Annotated in this window: 29 protein-coding genes; 18 read left to right on the plus strand and 11 right to left on the minus strand. The window is 70.2% G+C overall.

Annotation, left to right across the window (positions count from 1 at the left end):
• The first annotated feature begins 8 nt into the window (after positions 1 to 8).
• The 4 genes from fabG to KY5_RS23245 are packed head-to-tail and all read left to right on the plus strand — an operon-like array spanning position 9 to position 3,232.
• Complete coding sequence (gene fabG / locus KY5_RS23230) at positions 9 to 713, plus strand: 3-oxoacyl-ACP reductase FabG (RefSeq protein ID WP_098244063.1); 705 nt, start codon at positions 9 to 11, stop codon at positions 711 to 713.
• A gap of 7 nt (positions 714 to 720) precedes the next feature.
• Positions 721 to 1,395, plus strand: coding sequence for a 4'-phosphopantetheinyl transferase family protein (locus KY5_RS23235; protein ID WP_098244064.1), 675 nt, complete (start codon positions 721 to 723; stop codon positions 1,393 to 1,395).
• Entirely contained in the window at positions 1,392 to 2,231 is an 840-nt protein-coding gene (gene ddaH / locus KY5_RS23240) for a dimethylargininase (RefSeq protein WP_098244065.1), read from the plus strand. Before KY5_RS23235 ends, ddaH begins: the two co-directional genes overlap by 4 nt.
• Before the next feature lie 5 nt (positions 2,232 to 2,236).
• Positions 2,237 to 3,232, plus strand: coding sequence for a hypothetical protein (locus tag KY5_RS23245; protein WP_098244066.1), 996 nt, complete (start codon positions 2,237 to 2,239; stop codon positions 3,230 to 3,232).
• Positions 3,233 to 3,301: 69 nt separating this feature from the next.
• On the opposite strand, the gene KY5_RS23250 is transcribed toward KY5_RS23245, so the two are convergent.
• The gene (locus tag KY5_RS23250; protein ID WP_098244067.1) at positions 3,302 to 4,237 is read right to left on the minus strand and encodes a DUF3558 domain-containing protein; all 936 of its coding nucleotides are present in this window, start codon (positions 4,235 to 4,237) and stop codon (positions 3,302 to 3,304) included.
• A 143-nt stretch (positions 4,238 to 4,380) separates the two neighbouring features.
• The gene (locus KY5_RS23255; protein WP_098244068.1) at positions 4,381 to 5,325 is read right to left on the minus strand and encodes a hypothetical protein; all 945 of its coding nucleotides are present in this window, start codon (positions 5,323 to 5,325) and stop codon (positions 4,381 to 4,383) included.
• A gap of 181 nt (positions 5,326 to 5,506) precedes the next feature.
• Between KY5_RS23255 and KY5_RS23260 the strand changes: the two genes are divergently transcribed.
• Complete coding sequence (locus KY5_RS23260; protein ID WP_098244069.1) at positions 5,507 to 6,700, plus strand: RtcB family protein; 1,194 nt, start codon at positions 5,507 to 5,509, stop codon at positions 6,698 to 6,700.
• 50 nt (positions 6,701 to 6,750) lie between these two features.
• Here the strand turns inward: KY5_RS23260 and KY5_RS23265 are convergent, their stop codons facing one another.
• The 4 genes from KY5_RS23265 to KY5_RS23280 all read right to left on the minus strand — a co-directional run bounded on the left by KY5_RS23265 (position 6,751) and on the right by KY5_RS23280 (position 9,171).
• Positions 6,751 to 7,593: a hypothetical protein gene (locus KY5_RS23265; protein WP_098244070.1), complete on the minus strand. Its 843-nt coding sequence runs from the start codon at positions 7,591 to 7,593 to the stop codon at positions 6,751 to 6,753.
• Positions 7,594 to 7,774: 181 nt separating this feature from the next.
• Entirely contained in the window at positions 7,775 to 7,984 is a 210-nt protein-coding gene (locus KY5_RS23270; protein WP_098244071.1) for a hypothetical protein, read from the minus strand.
• Positions 7,985 to 7,986: 2 nt separating this feature from the next.
• Complete coding sequence (locus KY5_RS23275; protein ID WP_098244072.1) at positions 7,987 to 8,754, minus strand: SDR family NAD(P)-dependent oxidoreductase; 768 nt, start codon at positions 8,752 to 8,754, stop codon at positions 7,987 to 7,989.
• A gap of 81 nt (positions 8,755 to 8,835) precedes the next feature.
• On the minus strand, positions 8,836 to 9,171 hold the full coding sequence (locus KY5_RS23280) for a YnfA family protein (protein WP_098244073.1): 336 nt from the start codon (positions 9,169 to 9,171) through the stop codon (positions 8,836 to 8,838).
• A 138-nt stretch (positions 9,172 to 9,309) separates the two neighbouring features.
• Between KY5_RS23280 and KY5_RS23285 the strand changes: the two genes are divergently transcribed.
• Positions 9,310 to 9,702, plus strand: a complete 393-nt coding sequence (locus KY5_RS23285; RefSeq protein WP_098247426.1) for a hypothetical protein — start codon at positions 9,310 to 9,312, stop codon at positions 9,700 to 9,702.
• Positions 9,703 to 10,000: 298 nt separating this feature from the next.
• On the opposite strand, the gene KY5_RS23290 is transcribed toward KY5_RS23285, so the two are convergent.
• Positions 10,001 to 10,510, minus strand: a complete 510-nt coding sequence (locus KY5_RS23290) for a GNAT family N-acetyltransferase (RefSeq protein WP_098244074.1) — start codon at positions 10,508 to 10,510, stop codon at positions 10,001 to 10,003.
• Between the two features lie 57 nt (positions 10,511 to 10,567).
• Complete coding sequence (locus KY5_RS23295; protein WP_098247427.1) at positions 10,568 to 11,398, minus strand: helix-turn-helix transcriptional regulator; 831 nt, start codon at positions 11,396 to 11,398, stop codon at positions 10,568 to 10,570.
• 112 nt (positions 11,399 to 11,510) lie between these two features.
• Here KY5_RS23295 and KY5_RS23300 point away from each other — a divergent pair, with 112 nt between their 5' ends.
• The 3 genes from KY5_RS23300 (at position 11,511) to KY5_RS23310 (ending at position 13,893) form a co-directional block, all read left to right on the plus strand.
• The gene (locus tag KY5_RS23300; RefSeq protein ID WP_098244075.1) at positions 11,511 to 12,101 is read left to right on the plus strand and encodes a TIGR03086 family metal-binding protein; all 591 of its coding nucleotides are present in this window, start codon (positions 11,511 to 11,513) and stop codon (positions 12,099 to 12,101) included.
• Between the two features lie 92 nt (positions 12,102 to 12,193).
• The gene (locus KY5_RS23305; RefSeq protein ID WP_098244076.1) at positions 12,194 to 13,282 is read left to right on the plus strand and encodes an LLM class flavin-dependent oxidoreductase; all 1,089 of its coding nucleotides are present in this window, start codon (positions 12,194 to 12,196) and stop codon (positions 13,280 to 13,282) included.
• Entirely contained in the window at positions 13,279 to 13,893 is a 615-nt protein-coding gene (locus tag KY5_RS23310) for a CE1759 family FMN reductase (protein ID WP_098244077.1), read from the plus strand. The genes KY5_RS23305 and KY5_RS23310 overlap by 4 nt, the downstream gene beginning before the upstream one ends.
• A 34-nt stretch (positions 13,894 to 13,927) precedes the next feature.
• On the opposite strand, the gene KY5_RS23315 is transcribed toward KY5_RS23310, so the two are convergent.
• Complete coding sequence (locus tag KY5_RS23315; RefSeq protein ID WP_098244078.1) at positions 13,928 to 14,530, minus strand: hypothetical protein; 603 nt, start codon at positions 14,528 to 14,530, stop codon at positions 13,928 to 13,930.
• A gap of 164 nt (positions 14,531 to 14,694) precedes the next feature.
• Between KY5_RS23315 and hemL the strand changes: the two genes are divergently transcribed.
• The 8 genes from hemL to KY5_RS23355 all read left to right on the plus strand — a co-directional run bounded on the left by hemL (position 14,695) and on the right by KY5_RS23355 (position 23,026).
• The gene (gene hemL, locus KY5_RS23320) at positions 14,695 to 16,020 is read left to right on the plus strand and encodes a glutamate-1-semialdehyde 2,1-aminomutase (RefSeq protein WP_098244079.1); all 1,326 of its coding nucleotides are present in this window, start codon (positions 14,695 to 14,697) and stop codon (positions 16,018 to 16,020) included.
• Positions 16,017 to 16,709, plus strand: coding sequence for a histidine phosphatase family protein (locus KY5_RS23325; protein WP_098244080.1), 693 nt, complete (start codon positions 16,017 to 16,019; stop codon positions 16,707 to 16,709). The genes hemL and KY5_RS23325 overlap by 4 nt, the downstream gene beginning before the upstream one ends.
• Positions 16,710 to 16,891: 182 nt before the next feature.
• A complete protein-coding gene (locus tag KY5_RS23330) occupies positions 16,892 to 18,115 on the plus strand; it encodes a hypothetical protein (RefSeq protein ID WP_098244081.1) in 1,224 nt (407 codons plus the stop codon).
• A 66-nt stretch (positions 18,116 to 18,181) separates the two neighbouring features.
• Positions 18,182 to 18,832 (plus strand): TlpA family protein disulfide reductase, encoded by a 651-nt coding sequence (locus tag KY5_RS23335; RefSeq protein WP_098244082.1) that lies wholly within the window; start codon positions 18,182 to 18,184, stop codon positions 18,830 to 18,832.
• On the plus strand, positions 18,832 to 19,596 hold the full coding sequence (locus KY5_RS23340; RefSeq protein ID WP_098244083.1) for a cytochrome c biogenesis CcdA family protein: 765 nt from the start codon (positions 18,832 to 18,834) through the stop codon (positions 19,594 to 19,596). Before KY5_RS23335 ends, KY5_RS23340 begins: the two co-directional genes overlap by 1 nt.
• 3 nt (positions 19,597 to 19,599) lie before the next feature.
• A complete protein-coding gene (gene resB / locus KY5_RS23345) occupies positions 19,600 to 21,354 on the plus strand; it encodes a cytochrome c biogenesis protein ResB (protein ID WP_098244084.1) in 1,755 nt (584 codons plus the stop codon).
• Positions 21,351 to 22,445 carry a c-type cytochrome biogenesis protein CcsB gene (gene ccsB / locus KY5_RS23350; protein ID WP_098244085.1) on the plus strand — a complete coding sequence of 365 codons (1,095 nt, stop codon included), beginning with the start codon at positions 21,351 to 21,353 and terminating at the stop codon, positions 22,443 to 22,445. Before resB ends, ccsB begins: the two co-directional genes overlap by 4 nt.
• 74 nt (positions 22,446 to 22,519) lie before the next feature.
• On the plus strand, positions 22,520 to 23,026 hold the full coding sequence (locus tag KY5_RS23355; protein ID WP_098244086.1) for an SRPBCC domain-containing protein: 507 nt from the start codon (positions 22,520 to 22,522) through the stop codon (positions 23,024 to 23,026).
• Here KY5_RS23355 and KY5_RS23360 read toward each other — a convergent pair.
• Entirely contained in the window at positions 23,016 to 23,990 is a 975-nt protein-coding gene (locus KY5_RS23360) for a quinone oxidoreductase family protein (RefSeq protein WP_098244087.1), read from the minus strand. The two genes, KY5_RS23355 and KY5_RS23360, sit on opposite strands and share 11 nt — an antisense overlap.
• Positions 23,991 to 24,086: 96 nt before the next feature.
• Here KY5_RS23360 and KY5_RS23365 point away from each other — a divergent pair, with 96 nt between their 5' ends.
• Positions 24,087 to 24,404, plus strand: a complete 318-nt coding sequence (locus tag KY5_RS23365) for an ArsR/SmtB family transcription factor (RefSeq protein WP_098244088.1) — start codon at positions 24,087 to 24,089, stop codon at positions 24,402 to 24,404.
• A gap of 19 nt (positions 24,405 to 24,423) precedes the next feature.
• Here KY5_RS23365 and KY5_RS23370 read toward each other — a convergent pair whose 3' ends face one another.
• The gene (locus KY5_RS23370; RefSeq protein ID WP_098247428.1) at positions 24,424 to 25,368 is read right to left on the minus strand and encodes an isopenicillin N synthase family dioxygenase; all 945 of its coding nucleotides are present in this window, start codon (positions 25,366 to 25,368) and stop codon (positions 24,424 to 24,426) included.
• Positions 25,369 to 25,484: the final 116 nt, after the last annotated feature.

Below are 25,484 nucleotides of genomic sequence, written 5' to 3' on the forward strand. Positions count from 1 at the left end.
GAACTCCCATGCCCCGTACCGCCCTGGTCCTCGGTGGCAACCGCGGCATCGGCCTCGCCGTCGCACGGCACCTGGCCGCGCGCGGCGACCGGGTCGCGGTCAGCCACCGCACGGGCGAGCCGCCCGAGCAGCTCTTCGGCGTGCACTGCGACGTCACCGACGCCGACGCGGTGAACGCCGCCTGCACCCGGGTCAAGGAAGAACTCGGCCCGGTCGAAGTGCTCGTCTTCAACGCGGGCATCACCCGTGACAGGCCCCTCGCCGCCATGTCCGCCGACGACTTCACCGCGCCGTTGCAGACCAACCTGGTCGGCGCCTTCCACGGCATCAGGCCGGTCCTGCGCGGCATGATGCGCGCCAAGTGGGGCCGCATCGTCCTGATGTCCTCCACCGTGGCGCTCTCCGGCGCCGTCGGACAGACCAACTACGCCGCCTCCAAAGCCGGACTCATCGGCCTCGCACGGTCGTTGGCGCTCGAAGTGGCGGGCCACGGCATCACCGTCAACGTCGTCGCCCCCGGCTACACCGACACCGACATGGTCGCGGCCATGCCCGATGCCCAGCGCGAGAACCTGCTGTCGACCGTCCCCATGCGCCGCATGGCCACCTCCGACGAGATCGCCTCCGCCGTCGGCTACCTCACCGGCGAGGACGCGGGCTACGTCACCGGCACGGTGCTGCGGGTCGACGGCGGCCTCGGCATGGGCCACTGAGGCACCGATGCGAGAGGAACGAGGGGGAGAGGAGCGGCCGGCGCCCGGCGCCCCGCTCGTCATGGTCCGCCGCACCGCGGACATCCTGCCTTTCGTCGAACAGGCCCACCTCGCCCCGTACGAAAGGGAACGAGCGGCCCGCCTCCCCGCAGGACCCCGCCGCCGGGACTACCTCGCCGCACACGTCCTCGTCCGCCTCTGCGCGGCTCCGCTCACCGGCACGCCCCCGGACACCCTCGTCCTCGCCCAGCACTGCGAGGACTGCGGCCGCGACGACCACGGCAGGCCCTACCTGCCCGACCACCCCGGCATCCACGTCAGCCTCTCCCACACCACCGGCGCCGTCGCCGCGGCCGCGAGCACCGACCCCGTCGGCGTGGACGTCGAGGACGCCACCGCCGCCGTGTTCGACGCGCGGATCGCCCACCGCGTCCTCGCCCCCGCCGAACTCGCCGCCGTCCACGCCGATCCCGACCCCGTACGGGCCTTCCTGCGCCTGTGGGTACGGAAGGAAGCCCTGGTGAAAGTGGGCCTCAGCAGCCTCGGCCGACTGCGCGAACTCGACCTCACCGACGCCGCTTCGCTGCCCGGCGTCACCTTCCACGACCCGACAGACCAGCACGACCACCTCATCGCCGCCACGGTCACCCGCACCACTCACCCAGGAGAACAGCACGCATGACTGCGAACCAGTCCACCGCACAGCCCAGGACCCGCACGGCGACCCCGCGCCGGTTCCTGATGTGCTCGCCGCGCCACTTCGACGTCACCTACTCCATCAACCCCTGGATGCACCCCACCAAGCCGGTGGACGGCGGACTCGCGCTGCGCCAGTGGGAAGGGCTCCGCGACCTCTACAAGGAGCTCGGCCACACCGTCCTCGACATCGAGCCGATACCGGGCCTGCCCGACATGGTCTTCGCCGCCAACGGCGCGACCGTCGTCGACGGCAAGGTCTTCGGCGCCCGCTTCCGCCACGTCGAGCGCACCGCCGAGGGCCCCGCCTACCTGGAGTGGTTCCGGAGCCAGGGCTTCGACGAGCTCTACTGGCCCGAGCACATCAACGAGGGCGAGGGCGACTACCTGGTCGTCGGCCGCCGACTGCTCGCGGGCACCGGCTTCCGCACCGACCCGCGCTCGCACTTCGAGGCCCAGGAGTTCTTCGGACTCCCCGTCACCAGCCTCCGCCTGGTGAACCCCTCGTACTACCACCTGGACACCGCGCTCTCGGTCCTCTCCGACGACGAAGTGGCGTACTACCCCCAGGCGTTCTCCGAGGGCAGCCAGGCCGTCCTGCGCGAGATGTTCCCCGACGCGATCCTCGCCACCGACGAGGACGCGGCCGTGTTCGGCCTCAACATGCTCTCCGACGGCCGCCACGTGCTGCTCCCCAAGGCGGCCACGGCCCTCGCGAGCAAGCTCTCCGAGCGCGGCTTCGAGCCGATCGGCGTGGACCTGACCGAACTCCTCAAGGCCGGCGGCAGCGTGAAGTGCTGCACGCTCGAACTGCGGGGCTGACGCCGATGGACAGCCACATCGTCGAGCGGTACGACGACACCGCCGTCAACTGCCTCACCGGCAGCTACTCGATCCTCGCGGGCATCGCGGGCCGCCCCGTCGAGGAACAGGCCGTCTTCGAACGCGGCGACGGCTACCTCTTCCAGGCGGGCCTGGACGAGTCGGGCTACCCCGAGTACATCTTCCCGGTGGAGGAGGCCGGTGCCCTCGGCATGACCCGCTCCGCCTTCACGGTGCACAAGGAGCCCATCGACTTCGAGGCACCCGGCGCTCAGCTCGCCGCGCTCCTTGAACGGCACCGGGCGGTCATCGTGTGGGTCAACACCGCCCACCTCAACTACGCCGACGTGTACCGCGACAACGCGCCCTACCTGCACGCCGTGGTCGTCGACGGGATCGCGGACGACCACGGCCACGTCAACGTCCACGACAGCCTCGTCGTCGACCTCAAGCCGTTCGGCTGCCGGGCCCTGGTCACCCTCGACGACCTCGTGGGCGCCGCCTCGGACCGGATCAGGAGCGAGGCCCACGACGCGATGGGCTTCTTCTACGCGGTCTCCGACGACCTGGCCACCGGCACGGGGGCGTCGGAGGACCGGGACCTCGGCGGCGTCCTCACCCGCCAGGCCGAGCGCTTCTTCGCCGAGCCCCGCTTCCGCGAGGCGATCCGCCGCTACCAGGCCCTGTGCGAGGAGTGCTTCGCGGGACCGCCCGAGCGCGCCACGCACGGCGCCCGCAGGCTCTTCCACCACGCGTCGGTCCTCTACGCGGTGCCCAGCCTCAAGCTCCTCGCCCGCTCGCTGCACGCCGCGGGCGCCTCCGAGGAGACCCTCGCCCTGCACGACGCCACCGTGCGGCACTGGGAGGCCATGGGCGTACTCGCGCTGCGCTACGAGGCGACGTCGTCGCCCGCGGTGCTCAAGCGGATCACCCAGCGGTTCGACCAGCTGGACGAGGCGACCGTGCGGCTCTGGGAGTCGATGGCGGGCCGCTCCGCGTAGCCCGTCGGGAACGCGAGTGGCCCGGCCCACCCGGGCCGGGCCACCGCGACATCAACGCGCGTGCGAGTCCTAGGACTTGTCCTTGTCGCTCGCCTTGCTCTTGTCGTCGTCCGCCTTCGAGCTGTCGGCCTTCGAGCTGTCGGCCTTTGAGCTGTCCGACGCCTTGTCGTCGCTCTTCTTGTCGTCGCTCTTCTCGCCGTCGGCCTTCTTGCCGTCGTCCTTCGGCTTGTCGCCCGAACCGGCGGGCTTGCCGCCGTCCTTGTTGGCGGCGACGACCGCGTCGGCGGCCTCCTTCGCGGCCTTCTGCGCGGCCTTGCCGAGCTCGCCCGCGTCCGGGGACTTGTCGCCCGCCAGGCCCGCGCCGTTGTAGTCGACGGTGATCACCGCGTTCTCCACGCGCGTCACGAACGTCTGCTGCTTGAAGGTGTCCTTGTCCTTCTTCAGGTCGTACTTCACCAGCGTCGCCTGGTCGCCGACGCCCTGCACGGGCTCCGCCTTGAGACCCTTGGCGTCCTTGGTCCCCTGGGCGTCCGCGACCTGCTTGGCGAAGTTGTCCTGGGCGCGCTTGGCGCCGCTGCCGAGCGAGGCGTCCGAGTCGAAGCGCAGCGTCGAGACGCGCAGCCAGCGGAACTGCGAGCCGTCCACGCCGTTGTTGTCGAGGCTGTCCCACGAGCAGCTGCCACGGGTGGCGGTGTCGCTCGACGTGCCCGCCTTGCCCGACTTGTCCTTCGCCTTCGGGACGAGCTCGCCGAGCGTCTTCTTCGACAGGACGTCGCAGGGCTCGGGGAGCTTGCTGTACGCGGCCTTCTCCACCTCGGCGGTCTTCTCGCCGCCGTCGGCCTTGGCCGAGGCCGACGCCTTCGAGCCCGAGTCCTTCTTGGCCCCGTCGGAGCCGGAGTCGGAGTCGGAGGAGCAGCCGGAGGCGACGAGGATCACCGGTACGGCGGCCGCGCAGACGAGAAGGCGGCTGCGGAGCTGTCGCTGTCGCTGTGCAGGTCGGTGCATGGTTCCTTCACTCAGTTCGTCTCGTGACGTCCAGTTCGTCTCGTGACGTCGTCGGGTCCGAGGGGCCACGGTACGCGTACGGGACGGCGGGCGGCTCCGCTTCACCGGACCCGGGCCCCCGCCGCCCCCGCTCTTCGCGACCGCTACTCGTCGAACTTCCCCGAGAGGCCGTCGGCCAGTTCCCGCGTCTTGTCCTGCATTTCCTTGCTGTCGGGGACGTCCGTGCGACGGCCGGGCTGCTCGTCGTACTCGATGGTCACGATGACGTTCGACGTGCGGAACACCACAGTGACGGTGCGGTGCCGGGTGGCCGATGTGGCGGTGGTGAAGGCGTCGTCGATGAAGGCCTCGTCGCCGAGGTCGTCGAGGGTGCGGGGTTCGAGGCCGGGGGGCGGGGTGGTGGGGGAGGAGGCGCCGTCACTCACACCATCGACGCCGTTTCCCCCCTCTTTGCCCTCTTCGCCTTCTTTCCCCTTTTTGCCCTTACCGTCCTTGCTGGACTTACCGGAGGGGACGGGGTCGTCGGCGTTGGCCCCCTGGGGCTTGTCGCCCGCCTCGGAGCTGTCGGAACTGGCGGAGGAACCCTCGCTGGGCTCGCCCGTGGACTCCTCGGACTCGGTGGTGGAGGAGGGCTCGGGGATACCGGCCTCCTTGAGCTTCCTCGCGTAGAGGGCGGCCGCGCGCTCGTCGTCGCTGACGGCTCCGTCGTACGAGACGACGCGCTCGAAGTCGACGAGGAGGTGGTGCGAGGCGCCCGAGGACTCGACCTTCCAGTTGCAGCCCACGCGCCGGTCGGTGTCGTACGTCACCGTCGGCGTGCCCTCGTACGCCTTCTCGCGCTGCTCCTCCTGCGCCATCTCCTTGATGCCGGGCAGCATCGAGTCGAGCGTGCCGGTGTCGACCTCGCCGCAGGGCTCGGGGAGCGTGCGGTACTTGCCGGGCTGCGCGGGAGCGGTGGAGCTGCCGGTGTCGCCGGGCTTGGAGTCGTCCGCGCCGTCGCCGACCCCGTCGCCGCTGCTGCACCCGGCGAGCAGCGCCGCGAGGAGCGCGGCCACACCGGGTACACAGGCCTTGGCCTTCCGCTGCACCGTGATGGCTCCTCTCGCCTGGTTTCGCCTGGATATTCGGTTGCCGCCGCTGGGCGACCGGTGGACACAATGTCTATCGCACGCGCTGCCGTGGATGCCGGTCCGTTACCCCTTTCGTTGACCTTGGCTCCGGTATTTGCGCTTCAAGGCTTGTAGTTGATTACGGGGTAATGAGGACGATATGTCGTACGTAGAGGTTCCCGGCGCGAAGGTGCCGATCCGGATGTGGACCGACCCGACGTCGGTCGAGGACGCGGCGATGCGCCAGCTCCAGAACGTCGCGACACTGCCGTGGATCAAGGGCTTGGCCGTCATGCCGGACGTCCACTTCGGCAAGGGCGCGACGGTCGGCTCGGTGATCGCGATGCGGGGTGCCGTGTGTCCGGCGGCAGTTGGGGTGGACATCGGCTGCGGGATGAGCGCCGTCAAGACGTCGCTGACCGCCAATGACCTTCCGGGTGACCTGTCGAGGCTGCGCTCGAAGATCGAGGCGGCGATTCCAGTGGGGCGGGGGATGCATGAGGAGCCCGTGGGGCCGGGGGGCTTCCATGGGATGGCTACGGCGGGGTGGGGGGAGTTTTGGGGGCGGTTCGAGGGGGTTGCTGAGGCGGTCAAGTTCCGTCATGGGCGGGCCATGAAGCAGATGGGAACGCTCGGAAGCGGAAATCACCATCTAGAGGTCTCGTTTGATTCCGAGGGTGCGATGTGGCTGACGCTCCACTCCGGGTCTCGCAACATCGGCAAGGAACTCGCCGAGTACCACATCGGGGTCGCGCAGAAGCTGGCGCACAACCAAGGGCTCGTCGACCGTGACCTCGCGGTCTTCGTGTCGGAGACCCCGCAGATGGCTGCGTACCGGAACGACCTCTACTGGGCGCAGGAGTACGCGAAGTACAACCGCTCGATCATGATGGCGCTCCTCAAGGACGTGGTCCGCAAGGAGTTCAAGAAGGCGAAGGTGACCTTCGAGCCGGAGATCAGCTGCCACCACAACTACGTGGCGGAGGAGCGGTACGAAGGCATGGACCTGCTGGTGACTCGGAAGGGTGCCATCCGGGCCGGTACGGGGGATCTTGGGATCATCCCCGGCTCGATGGGCACGGCGACGTACATCGTGAAGGGCCTGGGCAACGAGAAGGCGTTCAACTCGGCTTCCCATGGCGCCGGTCGGCGCATGAGCCGTGGCGCGGCCAAGCGTCGCTTCTCGACGAAGGACCTGGAGGAGCAGACGCGGGGCGTCGAGTGCCGCAAGGACTCCGGAGTCGTGGACGAGATCCCGGCCGCCTACAAGCCGATCGAGCAGGTGATGGAGCACCAGCGCGACCTCGTGGAGGTCGTGGCGAAGCTGAAGCAGGTCATCTGTGTGAAGGGGTGAAATGACGGTGGGCCCGAGCCGTCGTCGGCTCGGGCCCACCGGTCAGTGCCTCACCCTTCTGCCGAAGGCAGCGGGACCAGGCCGCTGCGCAGCCGCCAGAGGCGGAGGTTGCAGCTCTGGGGTGTCCGCCCCAGGGCCGCGGCGGCGGACGCGGGTTTGCCGTGTTCCAGTAGGATCCGGTCTTCCCATTCCTTCCAGCGGCGGCGAGGGGGCGCGGCCCTCATGTCATCAGGACGGATCCAGGCGGCCAACGCCGAGGCGGCGGCCTGCTTGCGCTCCAGGGCAAGGCAGCCCGGATAGTAGAGATCTTCGGCCAGTCGCATGGCCGGTTCCTTCGTGTAGACGATGTTGTAGATGTCGTCTCGTGCGTTCCGCTTGATCAGGCGCTCTGCTCCGGTGAGCATCCGCGTGTACCGGCAGAGGTAGACCCCGACGGCCGTGCTGGCCGTGGTCAGGGAGATGAACGGGAACCCCTGCGCGGTGTATCCGACGGAGCCGTCCGCGTCGATGACGCCCCGGAGGTAGTCCCGCCGGGAGAACTCGACGCGTGGAGGCGTGATCTTCTTGGATTTACGGCCGTAGGGCAGGCCGAGTTCGTTCAGCTTGGTCCGGGCTTCGAGGGCGCACAGGGACCAGATGGCCGATGTGTGGGTCTCGGCGAAGTTCGTCGAGCGGGTCCGCTCACTGATGGAGCTGTTGTACGGGGTCAGCCGCTGGAACTCGCGCAGGATGTGGACGTCCCTCGCGCTGATCTCGACGGTCAGTCGCCCTCTGTCCCGCGACTGCTGCGATAGATGCCCATCGGCCTGCAAGAACCCGAACATGTAAGCGTACTCGGGGACTTCGAGGTCCATGAATCTCGCCATGTCGGCGTTAGGCTCGTGTTCAGCCATGCGGAAGTTACGCCTTCCTGCCGTGGTCAGGCCCTCGGCCCGGGATGCCGCCCGGCCGGGGGCCGTCTCATGTGATGTCGTCGCCACCGAGCCTAGGCAGGCCGAACATCAACGGGCATGGCGATAGGACGCGTTCACCGGTGTGGGTGACTCGCGTCCGTGAACGCCCAAGGCGGGACGTCTACTTCGCGTGCTTGACCGCGTAGATCATCACGAACGCGACGATGTGGATGCCGAAGAGGAAGTACGCGAGGTACCACCACACCATCCGCTCGTTCTTCTTCTCCTCGGCGAGGCGGCGGGTCTCGTGTTCGTGGGTGAGGCGGTGGAGGGGGTCGGTGGCGTCGGCGGAGTAGGCGGGGGTGCCGGGGTCGTCGCCGGGGAGGGGCATCGTCACAGTTCCCTGTGGACCTTGGTGTTGGACGCCTGGGCGCGGGGGCGGACCACCAGGAGGTCGATGTTGACGTGCGGCGGGCGCGTGACCGCCCAGGTGATCGTGTCCGCCACGTCGTCGGCGGTGAGCGGCTCGGCGACGCCCGCGTAGACCTTGGCCGCCTTGTCGGCGTCGCCGCCGAAGCGGGTCAGCGCGAAGCCGTCCGTCTTGACCATGCCGGGCGCGATCTCGATGACGCGGACCGGCGTGCCGACGATCTCCAGACGGAGGGTCTCGGCGAGCACGTGCTCGGCGTGCTTGGCGGCCACGTAGCCGCCGCCCCCCTCGTACGTGCCGTGCCCCGCCGTGGACGACAGGACCACCACCGTGCCGTCGCCGCTCGCGGTGAGCGCGGGCAGCAGGGCCTGGGTGACGTTCAGGGTGCCGATGACGTTCGTCTCGTACATCTGGCGCCAGTCCGCAGGGTCGCCGGTGGCGATGGAGTCCGCGCCGAGCGCGCCGCCCGCGTTGTTCACCAGGACGGCGATCTTCTTGAAGGCCGTCGCGAAGGTGTCGACGGCCTCGCGGTCCGTCACGTCGAGCGCGTACGCCATCGCGTCGTGCCCGGCGTCGGTGAGCTCTGCGGCGAGGGCCTCGATGCGGTCCTTGCGGCGCGCGGTGAGGACCACGCGGTACCCGGCGGCGGCCAGGCCGCGCGCGGTGGCGGCACCGATACCGCTGCTCGCGCCGGTGACGATCGCGATGCGGGTGGCGGCGACGGCGGTCATGGTGCGCTCCTCGGGCAGGCGGATCCGGTGCGGTATCCGTACTGGTGAGATCGGTCCACCCGCCAGGATAGGCGGGCGGTTTCAGCGGCCTCGCGGCGCGTACATGATCACGGCGACGCCCGCGAGGCAGACCAGCGCTCCCACGACGTCCCACCGGTCGGGCCGGTAGCCGTCCGCGACCATGCCCCAGGCGAGCGATCCGGCGACGAAGACGCCGCCGTACGCGGCGAGGATGCGGCCGAACTCGGCGTCCGGCTGGAGCGTGGCCACGAACCCGTACACGCCGAGCGCGATGACGCCCGCCCCGATCCAGGCCCACCCCCGGTGCTCCCGTACGCCCTGCCAGACGAGCCAGGCGCCGCCGATCTCGAAGAGCGCGGCGAGGAGGAAGAGGGCGATGGAGCGGGTGGTGAGCATGGTCAACAGGGTGGCATGGGGATATCTCGTGGCCGAGATGTGGCATGTATCGGGGCAAAGTTCCCGGTAGGTGGGTGGAGGTCGCTTGCTGTGTGGGGTGTGCTGAGTCTTGGGCTGAGTGCCGCGGCCGCTCTCGGGATGGCCGTTCCCGAGGCCGATCTCGCCTTCCACGGCGAGGTGTCCCTGCACGCGGGCTCGGTACGCGTCCGCTTCACCCCGCAGAACCACGGCCCGTCGGACCTCGCGGACGCCACGGTCCGCCTGCGCTGGTCGAAGCCCGTCGTAGAGGCGACGCGGCTGCCGGAGGGGTGTCTGCGGGCGGGGGTCAGTTCGGTGCTGTGCCGTACGGGGGCGTTGGACGCGGGGAGCGTGGGTCGGGTTGTCGAGGTCGTGGTGCGGGTGGCGGGGGCGCCGGGGGAGGTCGGGGTGCGGATCGATACGGCGTGGTCCGGCGGGGCCGTGGACCACAACCCCCGAAACAACCGGCACGCGGTGCTGGCTCTCGATACGGGGGACGTCTACTACTTCTGAGGTCTGGGGTCGGTGCGGGTCTTGCGCCTTGGGTTCGGCTGTGGGGCGGGGGTGGTCTTTCCTACCCCCACCCCCACCGATCCGCAGCCGCGTCTCAGCGTGAGGGGACGTGGCGGTATGTCCGCCCGGAGCACATGTGGCCACGCCCCGAGGTGCCCGGAGTGTGGCGGCCATCTGGGACGGCGAGGACGGACATACCGGCGCGGCCCCGCCCCACAACCGAGCCCCAATGCGCGATCCGGTGCGGATCAACGGGTGGGTGGGTGGGAAAGGCATCCGGCGCGAAGCGGCGGGCCAGTCACCCCGCCACGGCGAGACGCCAGTCATTGCAGGGGTGCCAGTCCCCCTTCGGATACTCGATCACCGCCTCGCCGACCAACGTGAACCCCGCCTTACGGCACACCGCGTTGGACGCCCCGTGCCCCGTCACGGGAAACGCGTGGAGGAAGGCGTGGCGCCCCGCCGCCCCCGCCTCGGCGGCGACGAGCCGCGCCGCCCTCGCCGCCAGGCCCCTGCCCTGGAACGCGGGCAGGACGCCCCAGCCCGTCTCCCAGACCTCCTCGCCCTGCCAGGTCGTCTCCCAGTACCCGATGGAGCCCGCGACCTCGCCGCCCAGGGTGATGCGGAACATCTGGCCCCGGCCGTCGAGCCGGAGGTAGCGCCGGTGCCGGTCGACCACCTTCTCGGGGGTCTCGGGGCCGCCCAGGTGCTCGGTCAGCTCGGGGGTGTTGAGGGCGAGGAGCAGCTCGAGGCCGTCCTCGTCCGACCAGGGCTTGAGCTCTACGGCGGGCTGCTGTGAGGAGTCCATGGACGCACGGTAGGGGCAGGGTCTGACAACGGGCCCCGGGCAAGGGGAGGGGCGAGTTCAGTGCGGGGCGTACGCGGTCGGCGGCACTCCCACCGTCGCCGTGAAGTCCCGTACGAGGTGGGCCTGGTCGGCGTAGCCAAGTGACGCGGCGATGTCCGGCCAGTCGATGGCGGCGTGGGGCGTCGACTCGGCCTGCTCCAGGGCCTGGTGGATCCGGTAGTGCAGGATGATCCACTTCGGCCCGACCCCTACGTACGCGGAGAACAGCCGCTGCAACGACCGGACCGACAGACCTTCCGTACGCGCGAGCACGGAGACGCGGCGCACCGAGCGGTCCTCGCGGACGCGGTCGACGAGGCGCATCGCGAGGTCGGCCCTCGGGTCGGGTGCGGGGCCGAGCGCCGTCAGGAACGCGTCCAGTGCCGCCACGCGCGCGTGCTCGTCGTCGGGGGCGATGATCCGCCGCGCCGTGTCGTCGGCGGCCGGGTCGGCGAGGTGGGGGAAGACGTCGGGCAGCGGCAGCCGGTGGCCCGTCAGCGACGCCACCTCCAGGTGCGGCGCGAAGGGGCGGAAGCCGCCAGGACGGAACTGCACCCCGCAGACGCGTCCCCGCCCCGCCAGCTTCTTGGTGAAGAGGCCCGGCTGGATGCCCGCCACCTCGGCGGTGGGGTGGGGTTCGGACGACTGGAAGACGACGTTCACGGACGGGTGCGGGACGACGTGGGAGGCGTAGGGCTCGGTGAGGTCCCAGTCGATCAGCCAGTAGTGCTCCAGGTAGGGGCGCAGCGCCTCGGCGGGTGCGTGGCGGCGGAACCGTACCCGGGCGAGGAGCCCGGCGGCGTCCACGATGCCCCGGGTGTCGCGGCGTGGGGTCCCGGGCGTGCGCATGACGGGATCGTAGGCCGGAAAGGCCCTGCCGTCCCGGCGGGGGCGCTGTGCGCTGTGCGCGGTGTCGCGTTTCTTCAAGCCGGGGCGGGGGCCGTCTCCGTAGCGTGCGGGTATGGACACCACAGCGAAGGTCAGTGAGCTGCTCGCTCTCGCCGCGACGAGAGCCGTTCCGGTCGTACGCGCGATTCCCGACGACCGTCTCGGCGACCCCACTCCTTGTGCCGACTACGACGTACGCGCCCTGGTCAATCACCTCCTCCAGGTGGTCGTGCAGTTCCAGGAGCTGGCGGCCAAGCGCGACTCCGACTTCTCGGCCACGCCCGACTACGTGGGGGAGGGCGGCTGGCGCGAGCGGTTCGCCGTCGAGACCGGGCGGCTCGTCGACGCCTGGGGCGAGCCGGGTGCGGACCAGGGCACCACGGGCGCGATGGACATGCCCGCAGGGACCGTCGGCTGCATGGCGCTGCTCGACCTGACCGTGCACGCCTGGGACCTGGCCCGCGCCACGGGGCAGGAGCCGGTGGCGGTGGACGAGCGGGTGGTCCTGCGGCTGACGGAGGCCGTCGAGGGGATGGCGCCGATGGCCAGGAAGATGGGCGTCTTCGGGGAGCCGGTGGCGGTGCGGGAGGGGGCTTCCGGTGTGGAGCGGCTGTTGGCGGCCACGGGGCGTGATCCGTACTGGGTGGCCGGGGGCGGCCAGTAGGCGGGGACCGCTGGCCGGGGAATACGAGAGCGACCCACCCCGTTCCGTAGGTATAGTTGAACGGTCAACAACCTGCGGAGAGTGAGCCAGCCATGCAGTTCGGGATCTTCAGCGTCGGCGACGTGACCGCCGACCCGACCACCGGCCGCACCCCGACCGAGCGCGAGCGGATCAAGGCGATGGTCGCCATCGCGCTCAAGGCCGAGGAGGTAGGTCTCGACGTCTTCGCGACCGGCGAGCACCACAACCCGCCCTTCGTGCCCTCGTCCCCGACCACGATGCTCGGCTACATCGCCGCCCGCACCGAGAAGCTGGTCCTGTCCACCTCCACCACGCTCATCACCACCAACGACCCGGTGAAGATCGCCGAGGACTTCGCGATGCTCCAGCACCTCGCGGACGGGCGGGTGGACCTGATGATGGGGCGCGGCAACACGGGCCCGGTCTATCCGTGGTTCGGCAAGGACATCCGCCAGGGCATCAACCTCGCCGTCGAGAACTACGCGCTGCTGCGCAGGCTCTGGGACGAGGACGTGGTGACCTGGGAGGGGAAGTTCCGTACGCCGTTGCAGTCCTTCACCTCGACCCCCCGTCCCCTCGACGGCGTCGCGCCGTTCGTCTGGCACGGGTCGATCAGGTCCCCGGAGATCGCGGAGCAGGCCGCCTACTACGGAGACGGCTTCTTCCACAACAACATCTTCTGGCCCGCCGAGCACACCAAGAAGATGGTCGACCTCTACCGGCAGCGTTACGCGCACTACGGGCACGGCACTCCGGAGCAGGCGATCGTCGGGCTCGGCGGACAGGTCTTCATGCGGAAGAACTCCCAGGACGCGGTGCGGGAGTTCCGGCCGTACTTCGACAACGCGCCGGTCTACGGGCACGGCCCCTCGCTGGAGGACTTCACCGAGCAGACCCCGCTGACCGTGGGCTCCCCGCAGCAGGTGATCGAGCGGACCCTGTCCTTCCGCGACAGCGTGGGGGACTACCAGCGCCAGCTGTTCCTGATGGACCACGCGGGGCTGCCGCTGAAGACCGTCCTCGAACAGCTCGACATCCTCGGCGAGGAGGTCGTCCCCGTGCTGCGCGAGGAGTTCGCCAAGAACCGTCCGGCCGACGTGCCGGAGGCGCCCACGCACGCCCTCCGCGTGGCCGGGGCCAAGGAAGGAGTCACCGCATGAAGCTCGTCGTCGTATCCGCGGGGCTGAGCGTGCCCTCGTCGACCCGGCTGCTCGCCGACCGCCTCGCGGCGGCGGTGGGGCGGCAGGCCGACGCGGACGTGGAGTTCGTCGAACTGCGCGACCTCGCCGTGGAGATCGCCCAGAGCCTCACCACCGGATTCCCGGGCCCCGCCCTGAGCCGCGCGGTCGAGGCGGTGTCGGGCGCCGACGGGCTGATCGCCGTGACGCCGGTCTTCTCCGCCTCCTACAGCGGTCTCTTCAAGTCCTTCTTCGACGCCGTGAGCGGCTTCGACAAGGACGCGCTCGTGGGGACTCCGGTCCTGATCGCGGCGACCGGCGGCACGGCGAGGCACTCCCTCGTCCTGGACCACGCGCTGCGCCCGCTCTTCGCCTATCTGCGGGCCGTCGTCGTACCCACCGGGGTGTACGCGGCCTCGGAGGACTGGGGAGCGCAGGGGCTCGCGGAACGGATCGAGCGGGCGGGGGCCGAACTGGCCCGGCTCGCGAGCCCCGCGGCAGCCCCTGCCGGCCCGGCGCGCAAGACCGCGTCGGGCGGGTTCGGAACCGTCGTGCCCTTCGAGGAGCAACTGGCCGCGCTGCGGGGGGAGTAGGGGGAGCAGGGGGGGAGCGGAGCGGCAGGGGTCCTCAGGGCCACACCAGGCAGTACGCCTGGTGGCCCGCGTCATGCAGGCGATGGCTGAAGTCCTGCCACTCGTGCAGGAGTTGGTAGACGTTGAACGCGTCGCGCGGGCCGCCCCTGTCGGGGACCGTGGACCAGATGAACGCCGCCGCGCCCACCGACTCCTCGCCGATCCCGCGCAGCGGGTCGACGACGGTCATGGGGAGCTTCACGACGGCGTAGTCGGGGTGCAGGACGACCAGCTCCAGCGGGGGAACTCTGTGCAGGGGTATGCCCTCGATGCCGGTCAGGACCATCGCGGCCATCGTCTCCGGCTTGATCTTCGTGAACATGCCGCCCATGCCGAGCTCGTCACCGCCGAGCTCCTCGGGGCGCATGGAGATGGGCACGCGGGCGGCGGTCGCGCCGTCCGGGGCACCGAAGTACTTGTAGGTCACCCCCACCCCGCCACTCCTGCTGCTCGCCCGGTCCCGCTCGGTCCTGCCGGACCCGCTGCGTGCCTGTTCGGGCGCCTGCGCCGGTTCCGCGTCGCGCCGGTGCTTGCCACGCCGGGCACGCCGGGGGCCCAGGCCGTCGGTCCCCTCGCCCAGTCCGCCACCGCGATGCATATCTCCACCCGACTGCTTTGCCAGGGCGGCACGGCCCTGTCTTTTCTAGGCCCCGCGGCCCCGGCCACGCAACCCGATCATCGTGTCAGTGACCTCCCCCACGGTCACCCGCTAAAACGTGGGGTGAAACACCTGTCCGCAGGATCTCCGAACCCTCTGACACCATGGCTCGTGTGAGCTTCCCGTATAGCGCCCCAGTTTCGCAGACTCTTTTCGACCGTGCGGCGGCCGTGACGCCCGGCGGTGTGAACTCTCCCGTGCGCGCGTTCCGCGCTGTGGGTGGTACGCCCCGTTTCATGGTGTCCGGTACCGGTCCGTACCTCACGGACGCCGACGGCCGCGAGTACGTCGACCTCGTGTGTTCGTGGGGTCCGATGATCCTCGGCCACGCGCACCCCGAGGTGACCGCCGCCGTGCAGGAGGCCGTCGCGCGCGGCACCTCCTTCGGTACGCCCGGCGAGGGCGAGGTCGCCCTCGCCGAGGAGATCGTGGCCCGTGTCGCCCCCGTCGAGCAGGTGCGGCTCGTCTCCAGCGGCACCGAGGCGACCATGTCGGCCATCCGCCTGGCGCGCGGTTTCACCGGCCGGGCCAAGGTCCTCAAGTTCGCCGGGTGCTACCACGGCCACGTCGACGCCCTGCTCGCCGCCGCCGGTTCGGGCGTGGCCACGCTCGGCCTGCCCGACACCCCCGGTGTGACCGGCGCCCAGGCGGGCGACACCATCGTGGTGCCGTACAACGACCTGGAGGCCGTGCGGGCCGCGTTCGCCGCGAACGCCGGTCAGGTCGCGTGTGTGATCACCGAGGCGTCGCCGGGCAACATGGGCGTCGTACCGCCGCGCGAGGGCTTCAACCAGGGGCTCGCCGACCTGTGCAGGGAGAACGGCGCGCTCTACATCTCCGACGAGGTGATGACCGGCTTCCGTACGTCGAAGGCGGGCTGGTTCGGCGTCGACGGCGTCACGCCCGACCTGCTGACCTTCGGCAAGGTCATGGGCGGCGGCTTCCCGGCCGCGGCCTTCGGCGGCCGCGCCGACGTCATGGCGCACCTGGCCCCCGCGGGCCCGGTCTACCAGGCGGGCACGCTCTCCGGTAACCCGGTCGCGACGGCCGCGGGCCTCGCCCAGCTGCGGCTGCTCGACGACGCCGCGTACGAGAAGGTCGACGCCGTGTCCGCGCGGGTGCGCGGCCTGGTGTCCGACGCGCTGAGCAAGGAGGGCGTCGCGCACCGCGTGCAGAACGCCTCCAACATGTTCTCCGTCTTCTTCACCGACCGTGACGTGCGGAATTACGACGACGCGAAGGCGCAGGAGTCGTTCCGCTTCACCGCCTTCTTCCACTCGATGCTGTCGCAGGGCGTCTACCTGCCGCCCTCGTCCTTCGAGTCCTGGTTCGTGTCCACCGCCCTCGACGAGCGGGCGATCGAGCGGATCGCCGCCGCCCTGCCGGGTGCCGCGCGCGCGGCCGCGGAAGCTACGGAGGTCACCGCATGACCGGCACGGCAGCGGGCGACGAGCTGACCGTCGTCCACCTGATGCGCCACGGCGAGGTGCACAACCCCGAGGGCATCCTCTACGGGCGCCTGCCCGACTACCACCTGTCCGAGCTGGGCAGGCGGATGGCCGACCGGGTCGCCGAGCACCTCGCCCAGCGCGACATCACGCACGTGGTGGCCTCGCCGCTCGACCGCGCCCAGGAGACGGCCACGCCGATCGCCAAGGTGCACGGCATCGACCTGGCGACGGACGGGCGGCTCATCGAGGCGGGCAACGTCTTCGAGGGCAAGACCTTCGGGGTGGGGGACGGGGCGCTGAAGAACCCCGACAACTGGAAGCACCTCGTCAATCCCTTCAAGCCCTCCTGGGGCGAGCCGTACATCGAGCAGGTCGTGCGGATGATGGGCGCCCTGGACGCGGCCAAGGACGCGGCGCGCGGGCACGAGGCGGTGTGCGTCAGCCACCAGTTGCCGATCTGGATCGTGCGGAGCTTCGTGGAGAAGCGGCGCCTGTGGCACGACCCGCGCAAGCGGCAGTGCACGCTCGCTTCGCTGACGACGTTCACCTATCGCGGCGACAAGATCGTTTCGGTGGGTTACACGGAGCCCGCGCGGGATCTGGTGCCCGCGCATCTTCTCGCCGGTGCCAAGCCGGTGAAGGGCAAGGGGAAGTCCTTCGGGGCCTGAAATTCCCTCAGTGATCGACGTCGAGTAATCGCGTCGCGACTGTATGTCCCTTCCGGGCAAAAGCCCCATAAATATGTGCGACTTGTCGGAACCCCCGTGTTCGTCGCGCCCTCTAAGTGGTTGTCCGTCTTGCATGGCAGATACAGCAGGCACGGACCCAGGGCGCGACGAATGGGGATGGAATGCGCGACATCAGCCGCAGGGGAATGATGGGGCTCGGCGCCGGTGCGGTGGCCGCGCTCGGACTTGCGGGCTGCGGAAGCGGAAGCAACTCCGGCGGTTCGGGAAAGGCCAAGGACGGGCAGCCGGGTGCGGAAAAGCACCCCGCGAAGCCGATCGGTGACGGCTCGACCGCCTATACCGGAAAGCAGCCCAACCAGCCCGGCAAGCCCGTGCCGCTCCAGCCGGGCGAGACGCCCCCTCAGTTCGTGATCTTCTCCTGGGACGGTGCCGGCGAGGTCGGCAACGGTCTGTTCCCGCGCTTTTTGAAGCTCGCAGAGGAACACGACGCGCGTATGACGTTCTTCCTCTCGGGGCTTTATCTGCTTCCCGAATCGAAGAAGCGCATGTACCGCCCGCCGAACAACGCGGTCGGCGCCTCCGACATCGGATATCTCACCGACGGTCACATCAAGGACACCCTGAAGTACGTCCGGCAGGCATGGCTCGAAGGCCATGAAATCGGCACGCACTTCAACGGGCACTTCTGCGCGGGAACGGGCTCTGTCGCCAACTGGACGTCCGCGCAGTGGCAGGACGAGATCGACCAGGCCAAGTCCTTTGTGAAGAAGTGGCGTACGAACACCGGCTGGACCGATCTGCCGTCGCTGCCCTTCGACTACGAGAAGGAACTCGTCGGCGGTCGCACGCCCTGTCTGCTCGGCCAGAACAACCTGCTGCCGACCGCCAAGAAGCTCGGCTGGCGCTACGACGCGTCCTCGCCCGGCGGCCGCCAGCGCTGGCCCGAGAAGAAGATGGGCATCTGGGACCTGCCGCTGCAGGCCGTGCCCTTCCCCGGGCACTCCTTCGAGGTCCTCTCGATGGACTACAACATCCTGGCCAACCAGTCGCAGAACTCCACGAAGGCACCGGCCCACAACTACCCGGGCTGGCGCAAGCAGGCCACCGAGGCCTACATCGCCGGATTCAAGCGGGCCTACGAGTCCAACAGGGCGCCGTTCTTCATCGGCAACCACTTCGAGGAATGGAACGGCGGCATCTACATGGACGCCGTCGAGGAGGCCCTGAAGCACATCGCGGGCAAGAAGGACGTCCGCCTGGTCTCCTTCAAGCAGTTCGTGGACTGGCTGGACGTGCAGGACCCCAAGGTGCTCCGCGAGCTCCAGGGCCTCGACGTCGGCCAGGCCCCCGCGGGTGGCTGGAAGGGCCTCGGAAAGGCCGCCTGAAATGGGATCTTCCGCAACCCCGGGGGGTGCGGAAGATCCCCGAAACGGGCATGCGAAACTTTTCACATGAGTGCCGCCTGCCGCGCCCCCAAGACCGCGAACCGCAGCCGCAGCCGCCGCCCCGGCGGCCGCCGCGGGCGTCTGGCCCTGTTCGCCGCAGGGGCCGCGGTCGGAGCCCTGGTCCTCACGGCCTGCGGCTCGGGGGGCACCTCGGGCGGTTCGGGCAACACCAACTTCGTGGCCGGATCCGACGGCATCGCCACCGCCAAGAAGGCGGACCGCAAGCCGCTGCCCGAACTCGACGGCGAGACGCTCGAGGGCAAGCACCTCGACCTCTCCAAGGCGTACAAGGGCAAGATCCTCGTCATCAACGTCTGGGGATCCTGGTGCGCGCCGTGCCGGGCCGAGGCGCCGAACTTCGTGAAGGTCGCCGCCGACACCAAGGACAAGGGCGTCGAGTTCGTCGGCATCAACACCCGTGACCCCGAGCGCGGCCCGGCGATCCAGTTCGAGAAGGCGCACAAGATCACCTACCCGAGCCTGCACGACTCGACGGGCAAGCTGCTCCTTCGCTTCCCGCAGGGCTCGATGAACCCCAACTTCATCCCCTCGACGCTCGTCGTCGACCGGGACGGCAAGATCGCGGCCCGCTCGCAGCAGCCACTGAACGAAGAGAAGCTGCGCAAGATGATCGACCCCGTGCTCGCGGAGAAGTGATGTCCACCCTCGCGGCCATCACGGGCCCGAACCAGACCGTCATGAGCGGAGCGCTGCTCCTCGCCGTGCCGGTCGCGGTGCTCGGCGGGCTCGTCTCCTTCTTCTCGCCGTGCGTCCTGCCGCTCGTACCCGGCTATCTCTCGTACGTCACCGGGGTCGGCGGCCAGGACCTGGCGGAGGCCAAGCGCGGCAGGATGGCCGCGGGAGCCGGTCTCTTCGTGGCCGGGTTCACCGTCGTCTTCGTCTCGGCGACCGTCTTCTTCGGAGCCATCGGGCGCACCCTGAAGGAGCACCAGGACACCATCAACACCGTGCTCGGCGTGGTGATGATCGTGCTCGGCATCTTCTTCATGGGGCTCATGCCCTGGCTCACCCAGCGCGAGTTCCGCTTCCACAAGCGGCCCGCGATCGGGCTCGCGGGCGCCCCGATAGTGGGCGCGCTCTTCGCCGTCGGCTGGACGCCGTGCATCGGCCCGACGCTCGCCTCCGTCCTCGCCCTCGCCGCCGACGGGGCCAACCCGCAGCGCGGTGCCATCCTGGGGGTCGCCTACTCCCTGGGGCTCGGCATCCCGTTCATCCTCGCCGCCGTCGCCTTCCGCAAGGCGCTCGGCGCCTTCGGGTGGATCAAGCGGCACTACACATGGGTGATGCGTATCGGCGGCATCATGATGATCGCGACCGGCCTGCTGCTCGTCACCGGAGTGTGGGACAGCATGATCCAGCAGATGCAGGTCTGGTCCAACGGCTACACGGTGGGGATCTGATCCATGAGCAAGACCGAAGTCCCCGAAGAGCAGAGCGAGCAGAACGACCTCGGCGCGGCGGGCGCACAGCTGTCCACCGCGCCCAAGGAGGACGCGCCGAACCTTCCCTCGCTCGGCGTCATCGGCTGGCTGCGCTGGTTCTGGCGGCAGCTCACCTCGATGCGGGTCGCGCTGATCCTGCTCCTGCTGCTCTCGCTCGGCGCGATCCCGGGCTCGCTGATCCCGCAGAGCAACGTCGACGAGCTCAAGGTCCAGGACTTCATGGACCGGCACACCACGCTCGGTCCGATCTACGACAAGCTGCAGCTCTTCGACGTCTACAGCTCGGTGTGGTTCTCGGCGATCTACATCCTGCTGTTCGTCTCCCTCATCGGCTGCATCGTGCCCCGCACCTGGCAGTTCGTCGGCCAGCTGCGCGGCCGCCCGCCGGGCGCGCCCAAGAAGCTGACGCGCCTTCCCGCGTACGTGACGTGGCGCACCGACGCCGAGCCCGAGCAGGTGCACGCCACCGCGCTCGCGCTCCTCAAGGAGCGCCGCTTCCGCGCGCACACCGCGGGCTCGGACACCTCGGGCTCGGGCACCTCGGTCGCCGCCGAGAAGGGCTATCTGCGCGAGGCGGGCAACCTGCTCTTCCACGTCGCGCTGATCGTGATGCTGATCGCCTTCGCCGCCGGGCAGCTCTTCAAGTCCGAGGGCGGCAAGCTGATCATGGAGGGCGACGGCTTCGCCAACACGCTCTCGCAGTACGACGACTTCAAGTCCGGCAGCCTCTTCGACTCCGGCGAACTGGCGCCCTTCAGCTTCAAGCTCGACGACTTCGAGGGCACGTACCAGAAGTCGGGCCCCAACCGCGGCACGCCCCGCACCTACCGGGCCAACGTCACCTACACCGAGGGCGCCGACGGTCCGGAGAAGAAGAAGGCCATCGAGGTCAACAAGCCCCTCGAGGTCGACGGCTCGAAGGTCTACCTCATCGGCCACGGCTACGCCCCCACCGTCACGGTCCGCGATCCCAAGGGCAAGGTCGTCTACACGGCCTCCGTGCCGCTGCTCCCCATCGACCAGAACGGCACCGCGACCGGCGCCATCAAGGTCCTCGACGGCTACAAGAACAAGAGCGGCAAGAAGGAACAGCTCGGCTTCAACGCCTTCTTCGTCCCGACCTTCGCGGGCGAGGGCAAGGGCCAGATGTTCTCCCAGTTCCCGGCCCCCGACTTCCCGGTGCTCGCGCTCTCCGCGTACCACGGCAGCCTGGGCGTCGACTCCGGCGTCCCGCAGAACGTGTACCAGCTGGACACCCGGAAGATGACCAAGTTCAAGGACTCCAAGGGCGAGCTGTTCAAGAAGCGGCTGCTGCCCGGCGAGACCATGAAGCTGCCGAACGGCGCGGGCTCGATCACCTTCGAGAAGGGCATGAAGGAGTGGGCGACCTTCCAGATCTCGCAGCAGCCCGGCTCCGGCTGGGCCCTCGGCGCCGCGATCGCCGCCATCGCGGGCCTCGCCGGCTCCCTGTTCATCCAGCGCCGCCGCGTCTGGGTGCGAGCGGTGCGGGGCGCCGACGGCGTGACCGTGGTGGAGATGGCGGGCCTCGGCCGCAGCGAGTCCGCCAAGGTGCCCGAGGAACTGTCCGACCTCGCCGCCCTGCTGCACGAGAAGGCGCCGAGCGCGCCCGAGTCCGCTGCGGACACCGACCCGGAAGCCTCTTCGGCCTCCGACTCCGACCCCGATGTTGTTCCTGCCGAAGGGGCTGAGAAGTGAATCTCGCCACCACCCTGGCCGCCGAACCCAACGAGAACCTCGCGCACATCAGCAACGTGCTGATCTACTCCGCGATGGCCGTCTACCTCCTGGCCTTCTTCGCGCACATGGCGGAGTGGCTCTTCGGCAGCCGCAGCAAGGTCGCCCGCACCGCCGCCGCGCTCACCCCGGGCAAGACGGCCGCCGCCACCGCGCCCGCCGTCGCCGTCCAGGCCAAGGGCGGCACCGCCACCCTGGAGCGGCCGCAGGTCGTCACCCGGTCCGTCAGCGGATCCCGTGACGTGCCGGACGGTCCCGGCGCCGCGGCGGGCGACGAGAAGGGCGACCTCTACGGCCGCATCGCGGTGTCCCTCACCGTGCTCGCGTTCCTGCTCGAGTTCGGCGGTGTGCTCACCCGCGCCCTGTCGGTGCAGCGGGCGCCGTGGGGCAACATGTACGAGTTCAGCATCACCTTCTCCACGGTCGCGGTGGCCGTGTACCTGGTGCTGATGGCCCTGAAGAAGAACATCGCCTGGCTCGGCCTCCCGCTGGTCACCACGGTCCTGCTCGACCTCGGTCTCGCGGTCACCGTCCTGTACACCTCCAGCGACCAGCTGGTCCCGGCCCTGCACTCGTACTGGCTGTGGATCCACGTCTCCACCGCGATCTTCTGCGGCGCGGTCTTCTACGTCGGCTTCGTCGCGACGCTGCTCTACCTCTTCCGGGACAGCTACGAGTCGAAGCTGATGCGGGGCGGTCAGCCGGGCAAGTTCGCCACGTCCGTCATGGAGCGCCTCCCCTCGGCGGCCTCGCTCGACAAGTTCTCGTACCGCGTGAACGCCGCGGTCTTCCCGCTGTGGACGTTCACGATCATCGCGGGCGCGATCTGGGCGGGCGACGCCTGGGGCCGCTACTGGGGCTGGGACCCCAAGGAGGTCTGGTCCTTCATCACCTGGGTCGCCTTCGCCTGCTACCTGCACGCTCGCGCGACGGCGGGCTGGAAGGGCCGCAAGGCCGCCTACCTGGCGCTGATCGCCTTCGGCTGCTGGCTGTTCAACTACTACGGCGTGAACATCTTCGTCACCGGCAAGCACTCGTACGCCGGGGTCTGACAAGACCCGGGGCCGCTTCCCCCGAACCGCGCGCAAGGCGTGCGGAACGGGGCGTACCGGGCGAGGCTTGTGCCATGACCGCGACGATCGGACAAGGCACGAGCCGGAGCCAGGGCCCCGCCCAGCACCTGCGCTTCACGCTGCACCTTCCCCACCCTGTGGAAAAGGTCTGGGCGGCGGTGGCCACCCCCGGGGGACTTCCCGGCTGGCTGGCCGCCGCCGACGTGCTCGAACCGCGCCTGGGCGGCGCGGTCACGTTGCGCTGGCTCAACGGCGAGGCGGACGCGACGCACTCCGGGCACGTCACGGCCTGGGACCCGGACGTGGTCGCCGAGTACACGATCGACCTGCACGGCCGGTGCCGTTTCCACCTGGAACCGGCGGGTGCCTCGGCCACCACGCTGCGCTTCACCAACGACTTCGACGGCGACGACGCGCTGCGCCTCGACTGCCTTGCCGGGTGGCACCACCACTTCGAGTTCCTGGTGGACGCGCTGGACGGCCGTCCCAAGGACTGGTCGACGTGGAGCCTGGACCGCTGGCGGGAGCTGCGGGACGGGTACGAGGGCGCTAAGGGCTGACCCGCAGCAGCAGCTTGCCCGTCGTCGTACGGCCGCCCATCAGGCGGTGCGCCTCCGCGGCCGCCGCGAGCGGGAACTCGGCGGTGACCGGCAGGGCCACCGTGCCGTCGGCGACCGTGCGGAAGGCGCGCTCGGCGAGCGCGCGCAGCTCCCGGGGGGCGGTCTGCGCCAGGGTGAGGATCGAGAACCCGGAGACCGTGGTGGCCCCCGGGTAGAGCTCGGGCTGGCCCACCCGCCACGGCTCGGCGGCGCTCGCGTTGCCGAAGGAGACCAGGCGGCCGAAGACGGCGAGCGCGGCGAGTCCGGCGCGGAACGTGTCGCCGCCGACCGGGTCGAGCACGAGGTCGACGCCCCGGCCGCCGGTGGCGCGGCGGGCGTCCTCGGCGAAGGCGTCGCCCACGAAGACCTCGTCGTAGCCGTACTTGAGGGCGTACTCGGCCTTGGCCGCGCTCGACACGACGCCGAACACCCTGGCGCCCGCCGCCTTCGCCAACTGCCCGACGACGGTGCCGACACCGCCCGCCGCGCCCTGTACGAGCACGGTCTCGCCGGCCCGGAGGCGGCCCACCTCGTGGACCAGGGCGTGGGCGGTCGGCAGCACGGTGGGCAGGGTGGCCGCCGTGCGCGGGGTGACGCCTTCGGGGAGCGCGAAGACGGTGTCCGCGCTCGCGAGGGCCACCTCCGCGTAGGCGCCGCCCGCGGTGAGCGCGGCGACCTCCTGGCCGGGGGCGAGCCCCTCGACGCCCGTGCCGACGGCGCGGACGCGGCCGGAGACCTCCAGGCCCGGTACGTACGGCAGGGCGGGCACGCGGTAGCCCTCGGCGCGGGCCTTGAGGTCGGCGAAGTTGACGCCCGTGTAGGCGACGTCGACGGTGACCTGGCCGGGGCCGGGGTCGGGGACGGCCGTGTCCACGACGTGGAGGACCTCGGGTCCACCGGTCTGCTCGAACCGCACTGCGCGCATGGCTGTGCCACCTCTCCCCTTGGCTGTTCAACGAAAATCGAACACTCGGGAGTGTATGGTTTTCATCGAACACTCGGCAAGACGGAGGCACGGAGCATGGCCAGTCACCGCGCGGCACCGGTGCACACGCACCCCGACGAGGTCTCCGTCCAGACGGCCCTCGCCGCGCTCGCCGACCCCGTACGCCTGTACCTGGTAAGGGAGTTGGCGTCGTCCGACGACTGGACGAGGTCCTGCGGCAGCTTCGACGTCTCCGTCGGCAAGGCGGCGCTGAGCCACCACTTCACGGCGTTGCGCGCCGCGGGTCTCGTGGAGCAGCGCGACGAGGGCCCCCGCCGCGTGAACCGCCTGCGCCGCGCGGAGTTCGACGCCCGCTTTCCTGGGCTCCTGACGCTGGTGCTGCGCGGCGACTGAGCCGCGCCGCGGGCCGCCCCTACTCCCCGTCCTCCGTCACCGCGATCGCGTCCAACTGCCCCCGCAAGTACACGTGCGAGTCGACTCCCCGGACGTCCGTGCCCGGATCGCACTCGTAGAAGTACACCAGCGACATCAGCTCCTCGGCGGGCAGCTCAGCCGGTGGGGGCAGCACCCGATGGCGGCCCGACTGCCACCGCCCGTCGGTCCAACGCGCCATCAGGTCCCCGATGTTGACCGTGAACGCGTCCGGGTCGAACGGGGCGTCCTCCCAGCCGCCCTCCTCCGTGAACACCTGCAACCCACCCCGGCCCGCCTGCCGGTCGAGGACCGTCACCGTGCCGAAGTCGGTGTGCGCACCGATGCGGAACTGCCCCGGCTCCGGCACCCCGACGACCTCGGTGCCCGGGTACCAGTTGATGTTGAAGCCCCACGTGGGGTGTCCCGTATGCCGGGTGAAGAAGTCCTCGCCCTCGCCCAGCGCGACACCGAGGAGTTCGAGCAGGAGGTCGGAGAGCGACCGCATCTGCCGCAGGTACGCCTCCACGGGACCCCGCAGCCCCGGCGTCTGCGAGGGCCACGCGTTCGGCGCGAACCACTCCGCGTCCACCACCGGGTCACCCGTCGGCTCGTCCGCGGCGAAGGACAGCGACTCCTTCAGGTCGGGCGGCGCCGCCGTGCCCTCCGCATAGCTGTTGGCCTCCGCCCCGGGCCCGAGCCACCCGCGCCCGCCCACCCGCACCGCGTACGCCCGCTTCACCTCGTCGGGCAGACGGAAGAACCCACGGGCCGACTCCCGGATCGTGGCGCGCAGGGCCGGGTCGACCCCGTGCCCGGTCACCAGGAGGAACCCCGCGCTGCGCAGGGCCCCGTCCACCACGCGCGCCGTCCGCGCGCGGGCCTCGGGATCGCCGGAGAGCCAGGGCCGCAGGTCGACCGTGGGAATGCGGGATGCGCTGCTCATGCCTGACATGGTGCCCACACAGGCCCCCTGCCAGCCCTCATCGACAGGGCCGATCGCCCCATCGGCAGAACGCCCCACCAGCGCGTGGACCAGCACACACGCCCCCTCGTACGTTC

Origin of the sequence: Streptomyces formicae (assembly GCF_002556545.1) — a bacterium.
GTDB classification, from domain to species: Bacteria; Actinomycetota; Actinomycetes; order Streptomycetales; family Streptomycetaceae; genus Streptomyces; species Streptomyces formicae_A.